General features: G+C 57.9%; 13 protein-coding genes and 4 tRNA genes. 11 read left to right on the top strand and 6 right to left on the bottom strand.

Going from position 1 to position 16,670, the window contains the following annotated elements; all coding sequences use genetic code 11:
• Positions 1–3 precede the first annotated feature (3 nt).
• The 5 genes from AO268_RS11670 (at position 4) to AO268_RS11650 (ending at position 5,814) form a co-directional block, all read left to right on the top strand.
• Entirely contained in the window at positions 4–621 is a 618-nt protein-coding gene (locus AO268_RS11670) for a glutathione S-transferase family protein (RefSeq protein WP_099168776.1), read from the top strand.
• A 134-nt stretch (positions 622–755) separates the two neighbouring features.
• Positions 756–1,688 (top strand): ABC transporter ATP-binding protein, encoded by a 933-nt coding sequence (locus AO268_RS11665; RefSeq protein ID WP_099168775.1) that lies wholly within the window; start codon positions 756–758, stop codon positions 1,686–1,688.
• Complete coding sequence (locus AO268_RS11660; RefSeq protein ID WP_099168774.1) at positions 1,685–2,464, top strand: ABC transporter permease; 780 nt, start codon at positions 1,685–1,687, stop codon at positions 2,462–2,464. Before AO268_RS11665 ends, AO268_RS11660 begins: the two co-directional genes overlap by 4 nt.
• Positions 2,465–2,717: 253 nt before the next feature.
• Entirely contained in the window at positions 2,718–3,872 is a 1,155-nt protein-coding gene (locus AO268_RS11655; protein WP_099168773.1) for a TDT family transporter, read from the top strand.
• Positions 3,873–3,939: 67 nt separating this feature from the next.
• Entirely contained in the window at positions 3,940–5,814 is a 1,875-nt protein-coding gene (locus AO268_RS11650) for an MFS transporter (RefSeq protein WP_099168772.1), read from the top strand.
• A gap of 70 nt (positions 5,815–5,884) precedes the next feature.
• On the opposite strand, the gene sugE is transcribed toward AO268_RS11650, so the two are convergent.
• The 3 genes from sugE to rdgC form a co-directional block, all read right to left on the bottom strand.
• Positions 5,885–6,199: a quaternary ammonium compound efflux SMR transporter SugE gene (gene sugE, locus AO268_RS11645; RefSeq protein WP_099168771.1), complete on the bottom strand. Its 315-nt coding sequence runs from the start codon at positions 6,197–6,199 to the stop codon at positions 5,885–5,887.
• 106 nt (positions 6,200–6,305) lie between these two features.
• The gene (locus AO268_RS11640; protein ID WP_099168770.1) at positions 6,306–7,262 is read right to left on the bottom strand and encodes a bile acid:sodium symporter family protein; all 957 of its coding nucleotides are present in this window, start codon (positions 7,260–7,262) and stop codon (positions 6,306–6,308) included.
• A 101-nt stretch (positions 7,263–7,363) separates the two neighbouring features.
• Positions 7,364–8,284, bottom strand: a complete 921-nt coding sequence (gene rdgC, locus AO268_RS11635; protein ID WP_029292788.1) for a recombination-associated protein RdgC — start codon at positions 8,282–8,284, stop codon at positions 7,364–7,366.
• A 159-nt stretch (positions 8,285–8,443) separates the two neighbouring features.
• Here rdgC and AO268_RS11630 point away from each other — a divergent pair.
• Positions 8,444–8,519 (top strand) — tRNA-Val (locus AO268_RS11630).
• Between the two features lie 19 nt (positions 8,520–8,538).
• Positions 8,539–8,615: transfer RNA gene (locus tag AO268_RS11625), tRNA-Asp, on the top strand.
• Positions 8,616–8,766: 151 nt separating this feature from the next.
• Here the strand turns inward: AO268_RS11625 and AO268_RS11620 are convergent.
• The 3 genes from AO268_RS11620 to AO268_RS11610 all read right to left on the bottom strand — a co-directional run bounded on the left by AO268_RS11620 (position 8,767) and on the right by AO268_RS11610 (position 12,793).
• Positions 8,767–11,205, bottom strand: coding sequence for a TonB-dependent siderophore receptor (locus AO268_RS11620; protein WP_099168769.1), 2,439 nt, complete (start codon positions 11,203–11,205; stop codon positions 8,767–8,769).
• A gap of 78 nt (positions 11,206–11,283) precedes the next feature.
• On the bottom strand, positions 11,284–12,267 hold the full coding sequence (locus AO268_RS11615; RefSeq protein WP_099168768.1) for a FecR family protein: 984 nt from the start codon (positions 12,265–12,267) through the stop codon (positions 11,284–11,286).
• A gap of 7 nt (positions 12,268–12,274) precedes the next feature.
• Complete coding sequence (locus tag AO268_RS11610; RefSeq protein WP_099168767.1) at positions 12,275–12,793, bottom strand: sigma-70 family RNA polymerase sigma factor; 519 nt, start codon at positions 12,791–12,793, stop codon at positions 12,275–12,277.
• 201 nt (positions 12,794–12,994) lie between these two features.
• Here AO268_RS11610 and AO268_RS11605 point away from each other — a divergent pair.
• The 4 genes from AO268_RS11605 to AO268_RS11590 all read left to right on the top strand — a co-directional run bounded on the left by AO268_RS11605 (position 12,995) and on the right by AO268_RS11590 (position 16,659).
• Positions 12,995–13,070: transfer RNA gene (locus tag AO268_RS11605), tRNA-Val, on the top strand.
• Between the two features lie 18 nt (positions 13,071–13,088).
• A tRNA-Asp gene (locus tag AO268_RS11600) sits at positions 13,089–13,165 on the top strand.
• A gap of 480 nt (positions 13,166–13,645) precedes the next feature.
• Positions 13,646–15,277 (top strand): DUF1302 domain-containing protein, encoded by a 1,632-nt coding sequence (locus AO268_RS11595; RefSeq protein ID WP_099168766.1) that lies wholly within the window; start codon positions 13,646–13,648, stop codon positions 15,275–15,277.
• Between the two features lie 26 nt (positions 15,278–15,303).
• The gene (locus AO268_RS11590; RefSeq protein ID WP_099168765.1) at positions 15,304–16,659 is read left to right on the top strand and encodes a DUF1329 domain-containing protein; all 1,356 of its coding nucleotides are present in this window, start codon (positions 15,304–15,306) and stop codon (positions 16,657–16,659) included.
• The last annotated feature ends 11 nt before the right edge of the window (positions 16,660–16,670 follow it).

The raw sequence follows: 16,670 nt of genomic DNA, 5'->3' as shown, positions 1-16,670 counted from the left end.
GTTATGCTGAAGATCTGGGGTCGTAAAAATTCGTCAAACGTCAGGAAGGCACTGTGGTGCGCCGAGGAGCTCGGCCTGGACTATGAGGCAATTGATGCGGGCGGGGCCTTTGGTGTGGTCGATACGCCGCAGTACCGGGCATTGAACCCCAATGGCCGGGTGCCGATGATCGAGGACGGCGAGTTTGTGTTGTGGGAATCCAACACCATCGTGCGTTACCTCTGCGCCAAACAGGCGTCGAGCTGGTACCCCACGGATCTGCAGGCGCGGGCCAATGCCGAGAAGTGGATGGACTGGACCACCTCGACCTTTGCCGAACCGTTCAAGACCGTGTTCTGGGGGATTTTGCGCACGCCGGCCGAGCGGCAGGACTGGGGCAGCATCCATGCCGGGCGCAATGCCTGTATCGAGGTGTTGAAAACCGTGGACCAGGCCCTGGCCGAGCAACCCTACCTGTCCGGTGCCGAGATCGGCATGGGCGATATTCCCCTGGGCAGTTTTATCTATGCCTGGTTCGAGATGCCTATCGAACGGCCCTCGATGCCTCACCTGGAGGCGTGGTACCAGCGCTTGCAGCAACGCCCGGCCTATCAAAAAGCCGTGATGACCGCGTTGACTTAATACTGACTATTAATACAGGTGACTGTACTTGTGCGGCGCGGGCAAGCACCATGCTTACCGTGCGCCGCAGTTGTATTAAGTGTGGCGTGGCCTTATCTATTCTTTCTATTCCCTTCCTTGGTGCGTAATCCGATATGAGTTCCGCTCTGTCCATCCGGCAGCTAACCAAAACCTACGGCAACGGTTTCCAGGCCCTGAGTGGTATCGATCTGGATGTCGCCGAAGGTGATTTCTTTGCATTGCTCGGCCCCAACGGGGCCGGCAAGTCCACCACCATCGGCATTCTGTCGACCCTGGTCAACAAGACCAGTGGCACGGTGAATATCTTTGGCCATGACCTGGATAAGTCCCCGGCCGCGCTCAAGCGCAGCATTGGCGTGGTGCCCCAGGAGTTCAACTTCAACCAGTTTGAAAAGACCTTCGATATCGTGGTGACCCAGGCCGGTTACTACGGCATCCCGCCGAAGATCGCCAAGGAGCGCGCCGAGCAATACCTGACCCAGTTGGGGCTGTGGGACAAGCGCGATGTGCCGTCCCGCTCCCTGTCCGGCGGCATGAAGCGGCGCCTGATGATCGCCCGCGCCCTGGTGCACGAACCGCGCCTGCTGATCCTCGACGAACCGACGGCGGGGGTGGACATCGAATTGCGGCGCTCGATGTGGACCTTCCTCACCGAACTGAACCAGAAAGGCATCACCATCATCCTCACCACCCATTATCTGGAAGAGGCTGAACAGTTGTGCCGCAACATCGGCATCATCGACCACGGCACCATTGTCGAGAACACCAGCATGCGTAACCTGCTGGGCCAGTTGCATGTGGAGACGTTCCTGCTCGACTTGAAGAACAACCTGTCTGCGCCACCCGCGCTGACCGGCTATCCCAACCGCCTGGTAGACAGCCACACCCTGGAAGTCCAGGTGGACAAAGCCGTGGGCATCACCGCGCTGTTCAGCCAGTTGGCCTTGCAGAACATTGAAGTGTTGAGCCTGCGTAACAAAACCAATCGCCTTGAGGAGTTGTTCGTGTCCCTGGTGGAGAAAAATCTGGCGAAGGTGGCGGTATGAGTTCCGAGCTCCAACCCAACCTGGTCGCGCTCAATACCATTGTCTACCGCGAAGTGAAGCGCTTTATGCGCATCTGGCCGCAGACCCTGCTGCCGCCGGCGATCACCATGGTCCTGTACTTCGTGATCTTCGGGAACCTGATCGGCCGGCAGATTGGCGAGATGGGTGGCTTCACCTACATGGAATACATCGTGCCGGGGCTGATCATGATGTCGGTGATTACCAACTCCTACGGCAACGTGGTGTCGAGTTTCTTTGGCAGCAAGTTCCAGCGTTCCATCGAAGAGTTGATGGTCTCGCCGGTGTCGCCACACACCATCCTGATCGGCTACACCCTGGGTGGCGTGTTGCGTGGCTTGATGGTCGGGGCGATTGTGACGCTGCTGTCGATGTTCTTCACCGACCTGCAGGTGCATCACCTGGGGCTGACCATCCTGGTGGTGGTGCTGACGGCGACGATCTTCTCGTTGCTGGGCTTTATCAACGCCGTGTTTGCGCGCAACTTCGATGACATCTCGATCATCCCGACCTTTGTGCTGACCCCGCTGACCTACCTGGGCGGTGTGTTCTACTCGATTAGCCTGCTGCCGCCATTCTGGCAGACCGTGTCGCTGGCCAACCCGGTGCTGCATATGGTCAACGCCTTCCGCTACGGGATCCTGGGCGTGTCGGATATCAAGATCAGCGTGGCGATCACCTTCATGATCGTGGCGACGGTGGTGTTGTATCTCGGCTGTGCGCGGTTGCTGGTGAGTGGGCGCGGGATGCGTACCTAAGCGTTCAGCCGCAAAAAGTGTGGGTGTGGGCTTGTGTGATTCATCAAGTGTGCAGGGCTATCTCGATCCGCTCATGCAGCCCTCACCCACATCGAGGCAACGCCAAACACAATCCTATAGGTTTGCTGAAACCAGCGCCGGCCAAAGCGCTATATAGGTAAAATAGATAACAGTTAGAGATATTACCCGTTATATAGATATTCGTTTCGCTTCTATCATGGGCTCAACCTCATACGAGGCAGAGGATTGAGCCATGACGTGCCCCACTAGCATTACCACCCGTTACAAACCATTGAGCCACCTGGCCGGCCCCAGGGAGGTGATTCGCCAGTTCACCCCCAACTGGTTCGCCGCCACCATGGGCACCGGCGTGCTGGCGTTGGCCCTGGCGCAATTGCCGGTGCAACTGCCGGGTATCTATGCCATCGCCGAAGCGCTGTGGCTGCTGACGATCGTTCTGTTTGTGTTGTTCAGCGCCTTGTACGCGGCGCGCTGGGTGATGTTTTTTCACGAAGCGCGACAGATTTTCGGGCACTCCACGGTCTCGATGTTCTTCGGCACCATTCCCATGGGCCTGGCGACCATCATCAATGGCCTGCTGTTGTTTGGCCTGCCGCGCTGGGGCGAGGGCGTGGTGCAACTGGCCGAGGCCCTGTGGTGGCTGGACGTGGCCATGGCCCTGGCGTGTGGGGTGTTGATCCCGTTCATGATGTTTACTCGCCAGGAACACAGCATCGACCAGATGACCGCTGTCTGGCTGTTGCCGGTGGTGGCTGCCGAAGTCGCCGCCGCCAGTGGTGGCCTGCTGGCGCCGCACCTGGCCGACGCCCATGGGCAACTGGTGATGCTGGTGACCAGCTACGTGCTCTGGGCATTTTCCCTACCGGTTGCGTTTAGCATTCTGACGATCCTGATGTTGCGCATGGCCCTGCATAAACTGCCCCACGCCAATATGGCGGCGTCGAGCTGGTTGGCCCTTGGCCCGATCGGCACCGGCGCCCTGGGCATGTTGTTGCTGGGCCATGAGGCACCGGCGATTTTTGCCGCCAATGGCTTTGCCGGCATCGGCGAGATTGCCGCCGGCCTGGGGCTGGTTGCCGGGATCACCTTGTGGGGCCTGGGCCTGTGGTGGATGTTGATCGCGGTGCTGATCACCCTGCGTTACCTGCGTGCCGGGATTCCGTTCAACCTGGGCTGGTGGGGGTTTACCTTTCCGCTGGGGGTGTATGCCCTGACCACCTTGAAACTGGGCAGCACCCTGCACCTGGCATTTTTCAGCGTGACCGGCAGCGTGCTGGTCGCCGCCCTGGCCCTGATGTGGCTGGTGGTCAGCAAGCGCACGGTGCAGGGCGCCTATAAAGGCGAGCTGTTTGTTTCACCGTGCATTGCAGGATTGGGGAATAAGTAAGCAGGATTAGGTAAAGTCGTGGCCTGAAAAATCAATAAAGCCTTCAGGCCACGCAGGAACACGGACGATGAGTCACCCCTCGCAATTCACCTTGCTGCGCAAACGGCGCTTTCTGCCGTTCTTCATCACCCAGTCCCTGGGGGCGTTCAACGACAATGTCTTCAAGCAGTCGTTGATTCTCGCGATTCTCTACAAGCTGGCCATCGAGGGCGACCGCTCGATCTGGGTCAACCTCTGCGCCTTGCTGTTTATCCTGCCGTTCTTCCTGTTCTCGGCCCTGGCCGGGCAGTTTGGCGAGAAATTCAACAAGGATGCGTTGATCCGCGCAATCAAGATCGGCGAGATCGTGATCATGGCCATCGGTGCCGTGGGCTTTATGACCAACCATCTGGAATTGATGCTGCTGGCGCTGTTTGCCATGGGCACCCACTCGGCGCTGTTTGGCCCGGTGAAGTACTCGATCATGCCGCAAGCCTTGCACGAAGAGGAGTTGGTGGGCGGCAATGGCCTGGTGGAGATGGGCACGTTCCTGGCGATCCTTGCCGGGACCATCGGCGCCGGGGTCATGATGTCCTCGACGCACTATGCGCCGGTGGTGTCCACGGCGATTGTGGCGATTGCCGTGCTGGGTTACCTGGCCAGCCGGGGTATCCCGCGGGCCGCGGCGTCCAGCCCCGAGATGCGCCTGGACTGGAATATCTTCAGCCAATCCTGGGCCACCTTGCGCCTGGGCCTGGGGCAAACGCCCGCCGTGTCGCGCTCGATTGTCGGCAACTCGTGGTTCTGGTTTGTCGGGGCGATCTACCTCACGCAAATCCCGGCCTACGCCAAAGAGTGGCTGTATGGCGATGAGACCGTGGTGACCCTGATCCTCACCGTGTTTTCGGTCGGTATCGCCCTGGGCTCGATGCTCTGCGAAAAGCTTTCCGGGCGGAAGGTGGAAATCGGCCTGGTGCCCTTCGGCTCGTTCGGCCTGACGGTGTTTGGCCTGTTGCTGTGGTGGCATTCCGGCGGCTTCCCGCAAAACGTCCAGGCCAACGATTGGCTGGCGGTGTTGGGTTACGGCCAGGCCTGGTGGGTACTGGCCGATATCCTTGGCCTGGGGGTGTTTGGCGGTTTCTATATTGTGCCGTTGTATGCCTTGATCCAGTCGCGTACCGCTGAAAACGAGCGGGCACGGGTGATTGCCGCCAACAATATTCTCAATGCGCTGTTTATGGTGGTCTCGGCGATTGTCACCATCGTGCTGCTGAGCGTGGCCAAACTGTCGATCCCCGAGCTGTTCCTGGTGGTGTCGCTGCTTAACATCGCGGTCAATACCTACATCTTCAGGATTGTTCCCGAGTTCACCATGCGTTTTATGATCTGGCTGCTCGGCCATTCCATGTACCGCGTGCAGCATCGCGACCTGCAACATATACCGGACGAAGGCGCGGCGTTGCTGGTGTGCAACCATGTGTCGTTTGTCGATGCACTGCTGATTGGCGGCGCGGTGCGTCGGCCGATTCGCTTTGTGATGTACTACAAGATCTACCGCTTGCCGCTGCTCAACTTTATCTTCCGCACAGCCGGCACGATTCCGATTGCCGGACGCCATGAAGACCTGGAGATCTACGACAAGGCTTTCCAGCGTATCAGCCAATACCTCAAGGATGGCGAGTTGGTGTGCATCTTCCCGGAAGGCAAGTTGACCGCTGACGGTGAGATAAATGAATTCAAGAGTGGCGTGACGCGGATTCTTGAGGAAACCCCGGTGCCGGTGATTCCCATGGCGCTGCAGGGGTTGTGGGGGAGCTTTTTCAGTCGCGACCCGAACAAAGGGATCTTTCACCGGGTCTGGTCGCGGGTGACGTTGGTGGCGGGGCCGCCGTTGGCGGTGGAGCAGGCGACGCCACAGGCCTTGCAGGAACAGGTTGGGGCGTTGCGGGGGAGTGTCAGGTAGGTTTTTCGGATTTAAGGGTCTCATCGCAGGCAAGTCGACGATTCGACTTGCCTGCGATAGCGTTAGTGGCTTAAGCGCTGATCTTGAGCCCGACCAGCCCGGCAATGATCAACGCCACACTGGCCAAGCGGAACAGCGCCATGGACTCCCCAAACAGGATAATCCCGGCAATCACCGTGCCCACTGCACCGACACCGGTCCAGATGGCATAGGCGGTACCCAGCGGCAGCTCCTTCATGGCCAGCCCCAGCAGGCCAAGGCTGACGGCCATGGCCGCAATTGTCAGGGCGGTGGGCATCGGTTTGCTGAAGCCATCGGTGTATTTCAGGCCGACGGCCCAGCCCACTTCAAACAGCCCGGCAAAAAACAGAATGACCCAGGACATATTGACCTTCCTTTTAGAAGTGGGGCCGTCCCCGGATGGAATGCTCGAACGAGTCGCGGGGTCGTCCCCGCGAAGGGGCGTAGAGTGCCGAAAAGTCAGGATTCGATCAAGTTTCGGCGAGGGCCTTGCGATCTTCCTTCTCGCTCATCCGGCGGAAATACGTCGACAACAACGCCCCGGAAATATTGTGCCAGACGCTGAACAGCGCACTGGGCACCGCCGCCAGCGGCGAGAAGTGCGCACTGGCCAGCGCGGCGCCCAGCCCCGAGTTCTGCATGCCCACCTCCAGCGCCAACGACTTGCGTTGCGCCAGCGGCAACCCGAATACGCGGGCGGTGAGGTAACCCAGCAAGTAGCCAAAGCTGTTGTGCAACATCACGACCGCCATGATCAGCAGGCCCGACTCGGCAATCTTCGCCTGGCTTACAGCCACCACGGCAGCGACGATGGTCACGATGCTGACCACGGAGATCAGCGGCAACACCTCGACGGCATGACGCACGCGCTCACCCAGCAGACGTTGTGCCAAGACACCCAGCACGATAGGCAGCAACACCATTTGCAGGATCGACCAGAGCAGTTCCATGAACGACACCGGCAACCAGGCCGAGGCCAGCAGCCAGATCAAGGCAGGCGTCAGCAGTGGGGCGAGGAGGGTGGTGATGGAAGAGATGGCCACTGACAGCGCCAGGTCGCCACGGCCCAGCCACGTCATGACGTTGGAAGAGGTGCCGCTAGGACAGCAGCCGACCAGAATCACGCCAACGGCGATTTCCGCTGGCAGGTTGAAAGCCTGGCACAGCAGCCAGGCCACGCTGGGCATGATCACAAACTGCGCGATCACACCCAGGGCCACGCGCCAGGGGTGGCGCGCGACCTCGGCGAAGTCTTCAAGTTTGAGGGTCAGGCCCATGCCGAACATCACCAGGCCCAGCAGCGGCACGATGGCGCTTTTCAGGTCGATAAACCAGGTGGGCAGCAAAAACGCCACCACGGCAAAAATCAACACCCAGTAGGCGAAGGTATTGCCGACGAAACGGCTCAGGGCGGCGAGTGCGCGCATGGCGATGTCCTTATTATTAGAGTGCTGGAACTGGCAACCCAATCAACTGTAGGAGCCAGCTCCCACACAAGCCAACTCCCACATTTTTATCTTCACACGGCTTAGATGCCTTGCGGGGTCTCTTCACCGCCCAATGCTTCTACCAGTGCGGGCAGGAAGTCGCCAAAGGTCAACATCATCAGGGTAAAGCTGGCATCCAGTTGGCCCAGGGCCTCGTCGCCGCCGTCCTGTTCGGCCTGGTCTTGCAGCAGGTCTTCAAACTTCAGGCGCTTGACGGTCATTTTGTCGTCGAGCATAAACGACAGCTTGTCCTGCCAGGCCAGGGACAGTTGGGTCACGACTTTGCCGGTGGTCAGGTGCAGCTGGATTTCTTCGCCGGTCAGGTCCTGGCGCTTGCAGCGCACAATGCCGCCGTCTTCGTGGGTGTCGCGCAGTTCACATTCGTCGAGGACGAAGAAGTCATCGGCCGGCTTCTGGGTGGTGACCCAGTCGGTCATGATGGCGGTGGGCGCGGTTTTCACGGTCAGCGGGCGTACCGGCAGGGTGCCGATCACTTCACGTAGGGTCGACAACAGGTCTTCGGCGCGCTTGGGGCTGGCCGAGTTCACCAGGATCAGGCCCTGTTTCGGCGCGATGGCAGCAAAAGTCGATGAACGACGGATAAACGCGCGGGGCAGGAAGGCCTGGATGATTTCATCCTTGATCTGGTCCCGTTCCTTTTTGTAGACCTTGCGCATTTGCTCGGCTTCGATCTCTTCGACCTTTTCCTTCACCGCATCACGCACCACGCTACCGGGCAGGATACGTTCTTCCTTGCGTGCTGCGATCAGCAGGAAGTCACCGCTGACATGCACCAGGGGCGCGTCTTCACCTTTACCAAACGGCGCGACGAAACCGTAAGTGGTCAGCTCCTGGCTTGCACAAGGGCGCGCCGGTTTGGTGGCCATTGCAGTTTCCAACGCCTCGGCATCAACAGGCAGATCTTGGGTCAGGCGATAGATAAGCAGGTTCTTGAACCACATGGGGTGAGTCTCTCCTTTATACAAAGTGGGGCATTATTCTCTTGATAGCGCCCCAGGCCAACCCTGCCTAAGCCATTGGAAGGGCTGAAAAAAAAGATTTAAGAAAGTGCTTGCCAGAGCAGGGGACGCTCCGTAGAATGCGCGCCACACCGAAACGAAGGGTGATTAGCTCAGCTGGGAGAGCATCTGCCTTACAAGCAGAGGGTCGGCGGTTCGATCCCGTCATCACCCACCATTCGCTTCATGTGTTACGCGCAGCGGTAGTTCAGTCGGTTAGAATACCGGCCTGTCACGCCGGGGGTCGCGGGTTCGAGTCCCGTCCGCTGCGCCATATTCGGTAACCTGGAACACTGAACGCCAGGTCACCACATAAAGCCCGCTCATCGAGCGGGCTTTTTGCTGTCTGGGGTTTGTGAAAATCCCTGGCCATAAAAAACGCCGCCGATCATTTCCGATGACCGGCGGCGTTTTTTATGGGGCGCTTAGAAATCCCAGCGCGTGGTGACCATGAAGTTACGCGGTTCACCGTAGGCCGCCGAGTTATAGAAGCCGATATTGGTGTAGTAGGACTTGTCGAAGATGTTGTTGACGTTCAGTGTCGCCGACAGATTTTTGGTGACCTGGTAACGGGTCATCAGGTCCACCAGCCAGTAGGCTTGCTGGGAAAACTCTTCATACCCGTTATGCGGGGTGTTGTAGATATCCTGCCAACCCACACTCTGCCAGCGCACGCCGCCGCCGACGGTCAACTTGTCGAGCTCGCCCTTGAGTTTGTAGGTGGTGTACAGCTTGACCTGGTCTTCAGGCTCGAACGTGGAGATCTTCACGTCCTTGTCATCGCGCACGATCTTGTGGGTGTAGCCGGCCTGGAGCTGCCAGCCGGGGGCGATCTCGCCGGACATCTCCACTTCGTAGCCCTTGGTCACGGCCTTGCTGCTCTTATAGGCATAGTTGGATGGGATCGGCGTCTGATTGTTGTAGGCGTCATCCGACAGCGCGCGATTGGATTCATGGATTTCAAAGTACGCCGCGCTGGCGTTCACCCGGCCGTCGAGGAAGTCGGCTTTCACCCCCAGCTCCCAGTTCTGCCCTTCATCCGGCTCAAGCAGCTTGTTGTCCCGATCGCGGTTGTAGTTTTCCTGGGGCATGAAGATATCGGTGTAGCTGGCGTACACCGAGTAGGTGTCGTTCAAGTCGTAGACCGCGCCGACATACGGCACAAAGCGCCCGGACTCGCGGTAATTGGGGTTGTAGCCGGTGACCTGGTAGTTGACCACGCGACCACCGAGCAGCAGCTTGAGGTCATCGGCCAGGTTCAGGCGCGTGGTCACATAGGCGCCGGTCTGGCGTACGGTGTCGTCGGTCAGGGATTGGGCATTGCCCCAGTCCGGGAGGGTGGCGTGGCCGTGCCAGTTATTGAAATCGACGATGTTCGGGCTGAGGTTCCAATAGCCTTTGCCTTTCCATTCGGAGGCACTGATGGAGCCGCCCAGCACCAGTTCATGTTCCCGGCCGCCGAGGCTGAATGGGCCACTCACGTACAAGTCCGCCGAGTCGCTGACCGTTTCCCCGGTGTATTTGCCCGAGGTGAGTTGTGCGGTGCCGTCCGGCTGCGGCTGGTCGCCCTGGATCGAGCCCATCAGTGCGTGGTAGCCGTTGATCTTGTGGTCCAGTTGCAGCTTGGTCACCCAGCCGTTGCCCAGGTCATGTTCGAGCATGGCGAACACGGTGCGGGTGTATTGCTCCCAGCTGCTCCAGTCGGCGGCGTTGTTGAACGAGCGCTTGACCTTGTTACGTTCACCCTTGGAGTTGATCAGCGGGAAGCTGCCTGACCAGGAAGAGCCCTTGGGCAACGTATCCTGGTAATCGCCGCCGACAGTCAGCAGGGTGTCCGGCGACAGGTCGAACTCCATGATGCCGTAGTACGTCGGGCTCTTGCGCGAGTAGTGGTCCATGAACGAGTGCTTGTCCTGGTAGGCCGCGACTGCCCGGCCGCGCACAGTGCCGCTCTCGGTCAGCGGGCCGCTGACGTCCAGTTCGCTGCGATAGTTGTCCCAGGAGCCGGCGCCGAGGGTGGCATGCCCCTGGAAATCGGCGGTGGGTTTCTTGCGCACCAGGTTGATCGTCGCGCCCAGGGAACCGGCGCCGGTGAGCAGGCCGGTGGCGCCCTTGAGCACTTCGACGCGGTCATAGATCGCCATGTCGCTCAGGGTGTTGCCCGCCGAATAGGCGACGTTGCGCGCCGTCGAGGGAATGCCGTCGTACTGGAAGTTATTGATCGAAAAACCCCGGGCGTAGTAGTTGCTGCGCTCGCTGTCGAAGGCCGACACGGTGATGCCCGGGGTATGGCGCATCACATCGTCGACGGTGTTCAGGCCGAAGTCATCCATGTGCTGGCGCGTAACAACACTGACCGATTGCGGGGTTTCCTTGGGCGTCAGCACCAGGCGTGTGGCGGTGGCGATGCTGCCGGGGGTGTAGGAGCCGCTGTCTTCGGTGACGTTACCCAACTGGTTGCCGCTGACTTGGGTCGGGCCCAGCTCCAGGGTGCCGTTACTGGCGGTGGGCGCGGGTTGCAGCGCATACCCCTGGTTGCTTTTGACCGCGACGTAGCCGCTGCCGTGCAACAACCGGTCGAAGCCGTCCTGGATCCCGTAGTTGCCTTGCAGGCCAGGGCCAGCGAGGCCTTCCAGCTCGCGGGACTGGAACACAAGCGCCACGCCGGCCTGCTGGGCAAAGCGGTTGAGCGAACTGCCCAGAGGCCCGGCAGGAATGTTGTAAGCCTGGGCAACGGTGCTGGCCATATCCGCCTGGGCCGGGCTGCTGTGCAAGGCGCCAACGGTGACGGCGAGCATGGCCAGGGAAAACGGCGCGCTTCTCAGTAGGCCAAAGCGTCCACGGGGGGAGGAAGGGGTGTGCATGGTCAAGGCAATCCTTTCGGTGTCGAATTACCTTGCTTGACGGGCAACTGCGCAAAAACCGGAAGCCAATGCGAATAATTATTTTTTGGGTGTGGGGTCGGGGTTGACCACGATCAGCCACGGGGTAAAGGCGCGCAGTTTTATCGGCAGGGCCTGCGCCAGCAGTTGCAGGGCGTGGTCGCTGTCATCCAGGGGGATTACCGCCGACACTCGCAGGCCCTGTAGCGCGGCACGATCAAATTGCAGGCGGCCTGTGCGATGCCGGGCGATTTCATCCAGCACTTCGGGCAATGGCCGGTTTTCCACCACCAGTTGGTGGCGGCGCCAGGCTTCGTTGATGCTGGCCGGGTCTATGCTGCCGGTCAGGCGTACGCTGTCGGTGCTGATCAGGGCCTGGGAGCCGGCGGCGACCTCCAGGGTCTGCCGGGCATCGGCGCTATGGGCAGCCACGCGGGATTCGAGCATGGTCAGCACGGTGCTATCGCCCTCGCGCTTGACCACAAACCGCGTGCCCAGTGCGCGCAGGCTGCCGTGGGCGGTCTGTACGATAAATGGCCGTGCCTGATCGTGGGCCACTTGCACCAGGATTTCGCCTTGTAGCAGGTCGATGCGCCGCTGCGTGGCGTCGAAATGCAAGTTGGCCGCGCTGATGCCATTGAGGCTCAGCGCCGAGCCGTCTGCCAGGCGCAGGGTTTGCCACTGGTCGGGGCCATTGCGCACATCGGCCATCCATTGTTGTGGGTAAGGGCTCAACAGCAGCGCCGCCGCCGGCAAGGCCAGGCTGCCCGCCAGCAACAGGCTGCGTAGCGCACGTTTGCCGCGCCGCGCTTTTTTCTCGGCGAACGCTGCATTCAGCGCCGCCCGCGCCGGGGATTTTTTCCCGCGCAGGGCCTGCATCCGCGAAATCACCGCTTCCATGCGTGCGGCGGCTGCGGCGTAGTGGGGGCCTTGTTGTTTCCAGCACTCGAACGCCAGGCGCTGCGCTTCGCTCAGCTCGCCTTCATGCAGGCGCAGCATCCATTCGGCGGCTTGTTCTTCGATCTGTTGGCGGGCGTCGGGCATGGGTGGCTCAGGTGTCCATACTGTGGCCGCAATGCACCAGGGCCTGGATCAGGTATTTGCGCACCGTGCGTTCCGAGAGCTTGAGTTGCCGGGCGATCTGCACTTGGGTCAGCTCTTCAAGGTAATAGAGCACAAACGCCTGGCGCGAATACTCATGCATGCCTTCAAGGATAAAGGCGATCTGTTCCAGGGCTTCGAGGGTGGTGTGGATCTGCTCCGGTGACTGGAACCCCTCCAGGGCATCGATCGTCAGCGCCAGCTCTTGCAGGTAGGCCTGTTCAATTTGCTTGCGTCGGGCCTGGTCGATAATCAGGCGGCGCGCGGTGGTGCTCAAGTAGGCCCGGGGTTCGCGGATCGTCGCCACCGACTCACGGGTGTGCAGGATGCGGGCGAAAGTGTCCTGTGCCAGGTCGGCCGCATTCTGCCGACAACCCAACTTGCGCCGCAGCCAGGTGAACAGCCAGCCATGATGCTCGCTGTAGAGCTGGGTTATTTCCCGTTGGAATGGCGGTTCACCCACAGACATCGGCGTGGCCCAGGTGTTATTGAGAATAATTTCTAATTGTGGGACCAGGGTTGGGCAAACGCAAGAGACTCGCGTTTAGCTGCTGCAAACGCCGGTTTTCAAGGGGGCGGGCGGTCGTGGCCAAGATATTTCAAATAAATTGCATTTAAATCAACACATTGCAAAATTTTCGTATATGATGCGCCCCGCACCGAACGTAAAGGGTGATTAGCTCAGCTGGGAGAGCATCTGCCTTACAAGCAGAGGGTCGGCGGTTCGATCCCGTCATCACCCACCATTACGTCCAATGCTACGCGCAGCGGTAGTTCAGTCGGTTAGAATACCGGCCTGTCACGCCGGGGGTCGCGGGTTCGAGTCCCGTCCGCTGCGCCATATTTGCTTCCAATAAGGTGCTACTAAGCACCTGGAAGTCACGGAAACAGCGGCCTTGAGCCGCTTTTTTCGTTTTCAGGGTTCCATGAAGAGCCTCTCTAAGATACTTTCCTGCGTGACCTCGCTAGTTCGATGCAGTACAGCTTTTCGCTGACGGCAAATATCTCTGTACTCATTGGCCTGCACGCGGCTTCTGGGACAATCTTCGTTTCACTCCACTAAGGCTGGGATAACCACTGCCTTACGTTCCCTGCGCGCTTGTTCTATGTGTTGATGGTATGAACCATAGACGTCTGCACAACAAACTTTTCTCCAGTTATTGGCTACCTCATGATCGATCTCACAAAAAAGGAGGGCCTCAAAGCTGTTAGAAGGTGATGATCTGCGAGCGTGCATCCTTATAGTTCAATGAAAAGGAACGTTATTTCGTAATAAAGCTATAGATCGATAAATAAAATAAAAATAATCGAGAGATCCTCCATGCGTACGGAAAACAATAATAGACGCCAAATCGGCATGGCCGCCCCTTTACTTTTTATCCTTCCCTTATATGCTCCATTCGTGGATGCTTTTCCATTTAAGTTAAAAGATTCCGACATAAATGGGTATTTTGACAATACGTTGAAGTACAGTAGTGCGTTCCGAGTGTCGGATAAAGACCGTAGTCTTATAGCCGAGCCAAATGCCGATGATGGCAACCGAAATTTCGATAAAGGTCTTATCTCCAATAGGGTCGACCTATTCTCTGAACTGGGTTTGAGTTACCAAAACCTGGGTTTTCGCGTGAGCGGCGCGACTTGGTATGACGAGGCCTATAACCAAAGTAATGACAACGACTCTCCGGTGACCGTAAACCATAACGGCCAGTATGATGAGTTCAGCAGCGACACTAGAAAAATAGCCGGCCGAAAAGGCGAACTGCTTGACGCATTTGTATACGGCTCCACGGACATCGACGGCCACCGGGCCTCATTCAGGCTCGGCAAACATACCCTTCTGTGGGGGCAGAGCCTATTCTTTCCCACAAATGGTATTGCTTACGGACAGGCGCCAATCGATGTGGTGAAAGCTCTGTCGGTACCTAACACTCGAGCGGCAGAGTTGTTCAGGCCGATCAACCAACTCTCAGCCCAGTTTCAGTTCTCGGACACGGTCAGCATGGCTGCGTTCTACCAACTGGATTGGGAAAAGACTCGGCTTCCCCCTGTGGGTAGTTACTTCAGTGTGTCGGATGTTATTGGGGAAGGGAACGAGAAGATCATTGTTGGGCAGTCGCCCTTCATCGGTGATGCACAGGGAAACATCGCGCTGTACCGGGGCAAGAGTCGAGAGGCCAGTAAGTCCGGGCAGTTTGGGCTCTCATTGACTATGCGTCCAGGAGACGGCAATACAGAATATGGTTTCTATGCCTTGCGTTTTAACAATCGGTTGCCGCAGATATATGCCTATCAAGGGAGGGGGTTTTTACAGCAACCCGGGCAAGTGGGCGAATTTACTGAGGTATATTCTGAGGGTGTCAAAATGTTCGGCGCGAGCTTCAGCTCCAGCGTAGGCGAAGCCAATTTCGCCGGCGAGCTTTCCACGCGCTATGACATGCCGTTGCGAAAAAACACCCCCGTATTCGTTGCGTTGGATGATAACGACCGTAGCCGTCATGCCGAAGGCCGCACGCTACATGCGCAATTGTCAACCATTTATCTCGTCCCTCGAACCCCCATTTGGGAGTCGGCGACTTTCGTCGGCGAGTTAGCCTGGCATCGACTGCTGTCTGTGACGCGTAACAAAGAGCAGTTTGATAGTGAGGACTTCACCAATAGCGCCATCGGGATGCGCTTCGTATTAGAGCCGAGTTATTACCAAGCAGCGCCCGGTCTGGATTTGTTTGTCCCGGTCGGCATGGGGTATACCCATGGCAAATCACCTATTGATCCCGCATTTAACAACTACAACGCGGATGGCGGTGGTGATCTGAGCATTGGACTGCGCGGGGTTTATGAGAATAAATGGAACGGGCTGATTAACTACTCGCATTTTTATGGCAGCGCCAGTACGAAAAATAATGCCTATCGCGACCGTGATTTTATCTCTATTTCCATTCAGCGTGCCTTTTAACGTACGGCTTGATTCGGAGTATTTATATGAAATTTTCTCGTTTCCTATTTATGGCTGGCGCGGCATTGGTTTTTGCAAACACAGCGATTGCCTCGAACACGGTAGATGAAGCAAATAGATTAAAGTCTGAACTGACACCCTTCGGTGCAGAGCGGGCGGGCAATACTGATGGCACTATTCCAAAATGGGAAGGTGGCTACACCACGGTTGACCGCAACTATAGGCCCAACGGTAAGCGCAGTGACCCGTTTGCGGCTGAAAAACCAATTTTAAGTATTACAGCTAATAATTATAAAGAACATGCGAACCGGCTGATCGAGGGGCAGCAGGCAATGTTTGCCAAGTACCCTGATTATCGTATTGATGTTTACCCTACTCATCGAACCGCAGCCGCTCCGCAATGGGTGTATGACAATACCTATCGAAACGCTCAAGAAGCCAAAGTCTTGAAAGAGGGGGCGGCGGTGCAGGGTGCCTACGGCGGCGTCCCGTTTCCGATTCCAGCCAATGGTAACGAAGCAATGTGGAACCACATGCTCCGCTGGCAAGGTGAGGCCTATACGTCGGAATTTAGTGCTTATAACGGAACGTCTACCGGACGCACCTCGCTCACTTCAACAAACACCGCGTATTACCAGTTTCCGTACTATATAAAAGACGGCCGTGACACGTTTAATGGCATCTATCGGAAGATCAAGCTATTGCCGACAGCGCCTCCACTTCAGGCAGGACAATCGATTCTGGGGTTTGATCCACTGGATCCCCTGGCCAACGGGCGCCCGACTTGGCAATACCTGACCGGTCAGCGGCGGACGAGGAAACTACCGAATGCGGCTTATGACACTCCGTCATTTGTCACATCCGGGCAGATGAATTATGACGAGGTTTATATATTTGAAGGGCCGATGAACCGATACTCCTGGAAACTTATCGGTAAACAAGAGTTGTACGTTCCCTATAACAATAATAAAAACCTGCAACCCACTAAAGATTCGGATGTTCTCGGTGCCAACTTTCTGAATCCCGACTACGTACGATGGGAGCTACATCGCGTGTGGGTCGTAGAAGCAGAGCTTATCCCCGGCAACCGGCATGTGATGCCAAAGCGCAAGTTCTATCTCGACGAAGACACTTGGCAAGCTGTGCTTGCTGATAACTGGGATGCCAAGGGAAAACTTTGGAAAACAGCTTATATGCTGAATATCGTAGCCCCTGAGCTTCCCGGGGTCGTGAACTCAAGCTTTGGCGTCTACGACCTGCAGACGGGGAACTGGTTTGCTAACAATGTTTTTAACAGCTATGAAGACCAAATCACGTTCCATAAACCTTGGCCCGACTCGTTCTTCTCGCCTGACTCGCTCGCCAGTGAGGGTGTTCGCTGAACTTCAGCTGC

Origin of the sequence: Pseudomonas sp. ICMP 8385, from assembly GCF_002699915.1 — a bacterium.
GTDB classification, from domain to species: Bacteria; Pseudomonadota; Gammaproteobacteria; order Pseudomonadales; family Pseudomonadaceae; genus Aquipseudomonas; species Aquipseudomonas gessardii.
The sequence above is the reverse complement of the archived record's forward strand: the minus strand, read 5'-3'. Positions and strand labels throughout refer to the sequence as shown.

Bases quoted from the DNA above. Each gene is read 5' to 3' on its own strand.
- AO268_RS11590 (WP_099168765.1), top strand. From the start codon at position 15,304: ATGAAATTTTCTCGTTTCCTATTTATGGCTGGCGCGGCATTGGTTTTT.
- AO268_RS11670 (WP_099168776.1), top strand. From the start codon at position 4: ATGCTGAAGATCTGGGGTCGTAAAAATTCGTCAAACGTCAGGAAGGCA.
- rdgC (WP_029292788.1), bottom strand. From the start codon at position 8,284: ATGTGGTTCAAGAACCTGCTTATCTATCGCCTGACCCAAGATCTGCCT.
- AO268_RS11610 (WP_099168767.1), bottom strand. From the start codon at position 12,793: ATGTCTGTGGGTGAACCGCCATTCCAACGGGAAATAACCCAGCTCTAC.
- AO268_RS11665 (WP_099168775.1), top strand. From the start codon at position 756: ATGAGTTCCGCTCTGTCCATCCGGCAGCTAACCAAAACCTACGGCAAC.
- AO268_RS11650 (WP_099168772.1), top strand. From the start codon at position 3,940: ATGAGTCACCCCTCGCAATTCACCTTGCTGCGCAAACGGCGCTTTCTG.
- sugE (WP_099168771.1), bottom strand. From the start codon at position 6,199: ATGTCCTGGGTCATTCTGTTTTTTGCCGGGCTGTTTGAAGTGGGCTGG.
- AO268_RS11655 (WP_099168773.1), top strand. From the start codon at position 2,718: ATGACGTGCCCCACTAGCATTACCACCCGTTACAAACCATTGAGCCAC.
- AO268_RS11640 (WP_099168770.1), bottom strand. From the start codon at position 7,262: ATGCGCGCACTCGCCGCCCTGAGCCGTTTCGTCGGCAATACCTTCGCC.
- AO268_RS11595 (WP_099168766.1), top strand. From the start codon at position 13,646: ATGCGTACGGAAAACAATAATAGACGCCAAATCGGCATGGCCGCCCCT.
- AO268_RS11620 (WP_099168769.1), bottom strand. From the start codon at position 11,205: ATGCACACCCCTTCCTCCCCCCGTGGACGCTTTGGCCTACTGAGAAGC.
- AO268_RS11615 (WP_099168768.1), bottom strand. From the start codon at position 12,267: ATGCCCGACGCCCGCCAACAGATCGAAGAACAAGCCGCCGAATGGATG.
- AO268_RS11660 (WP_099168774.1), top strand. From the start codon at position 1,685: ATGAGTTCCGAGCTCCAACCCAACCTGGTCGCGCTCAATACCATTGTC.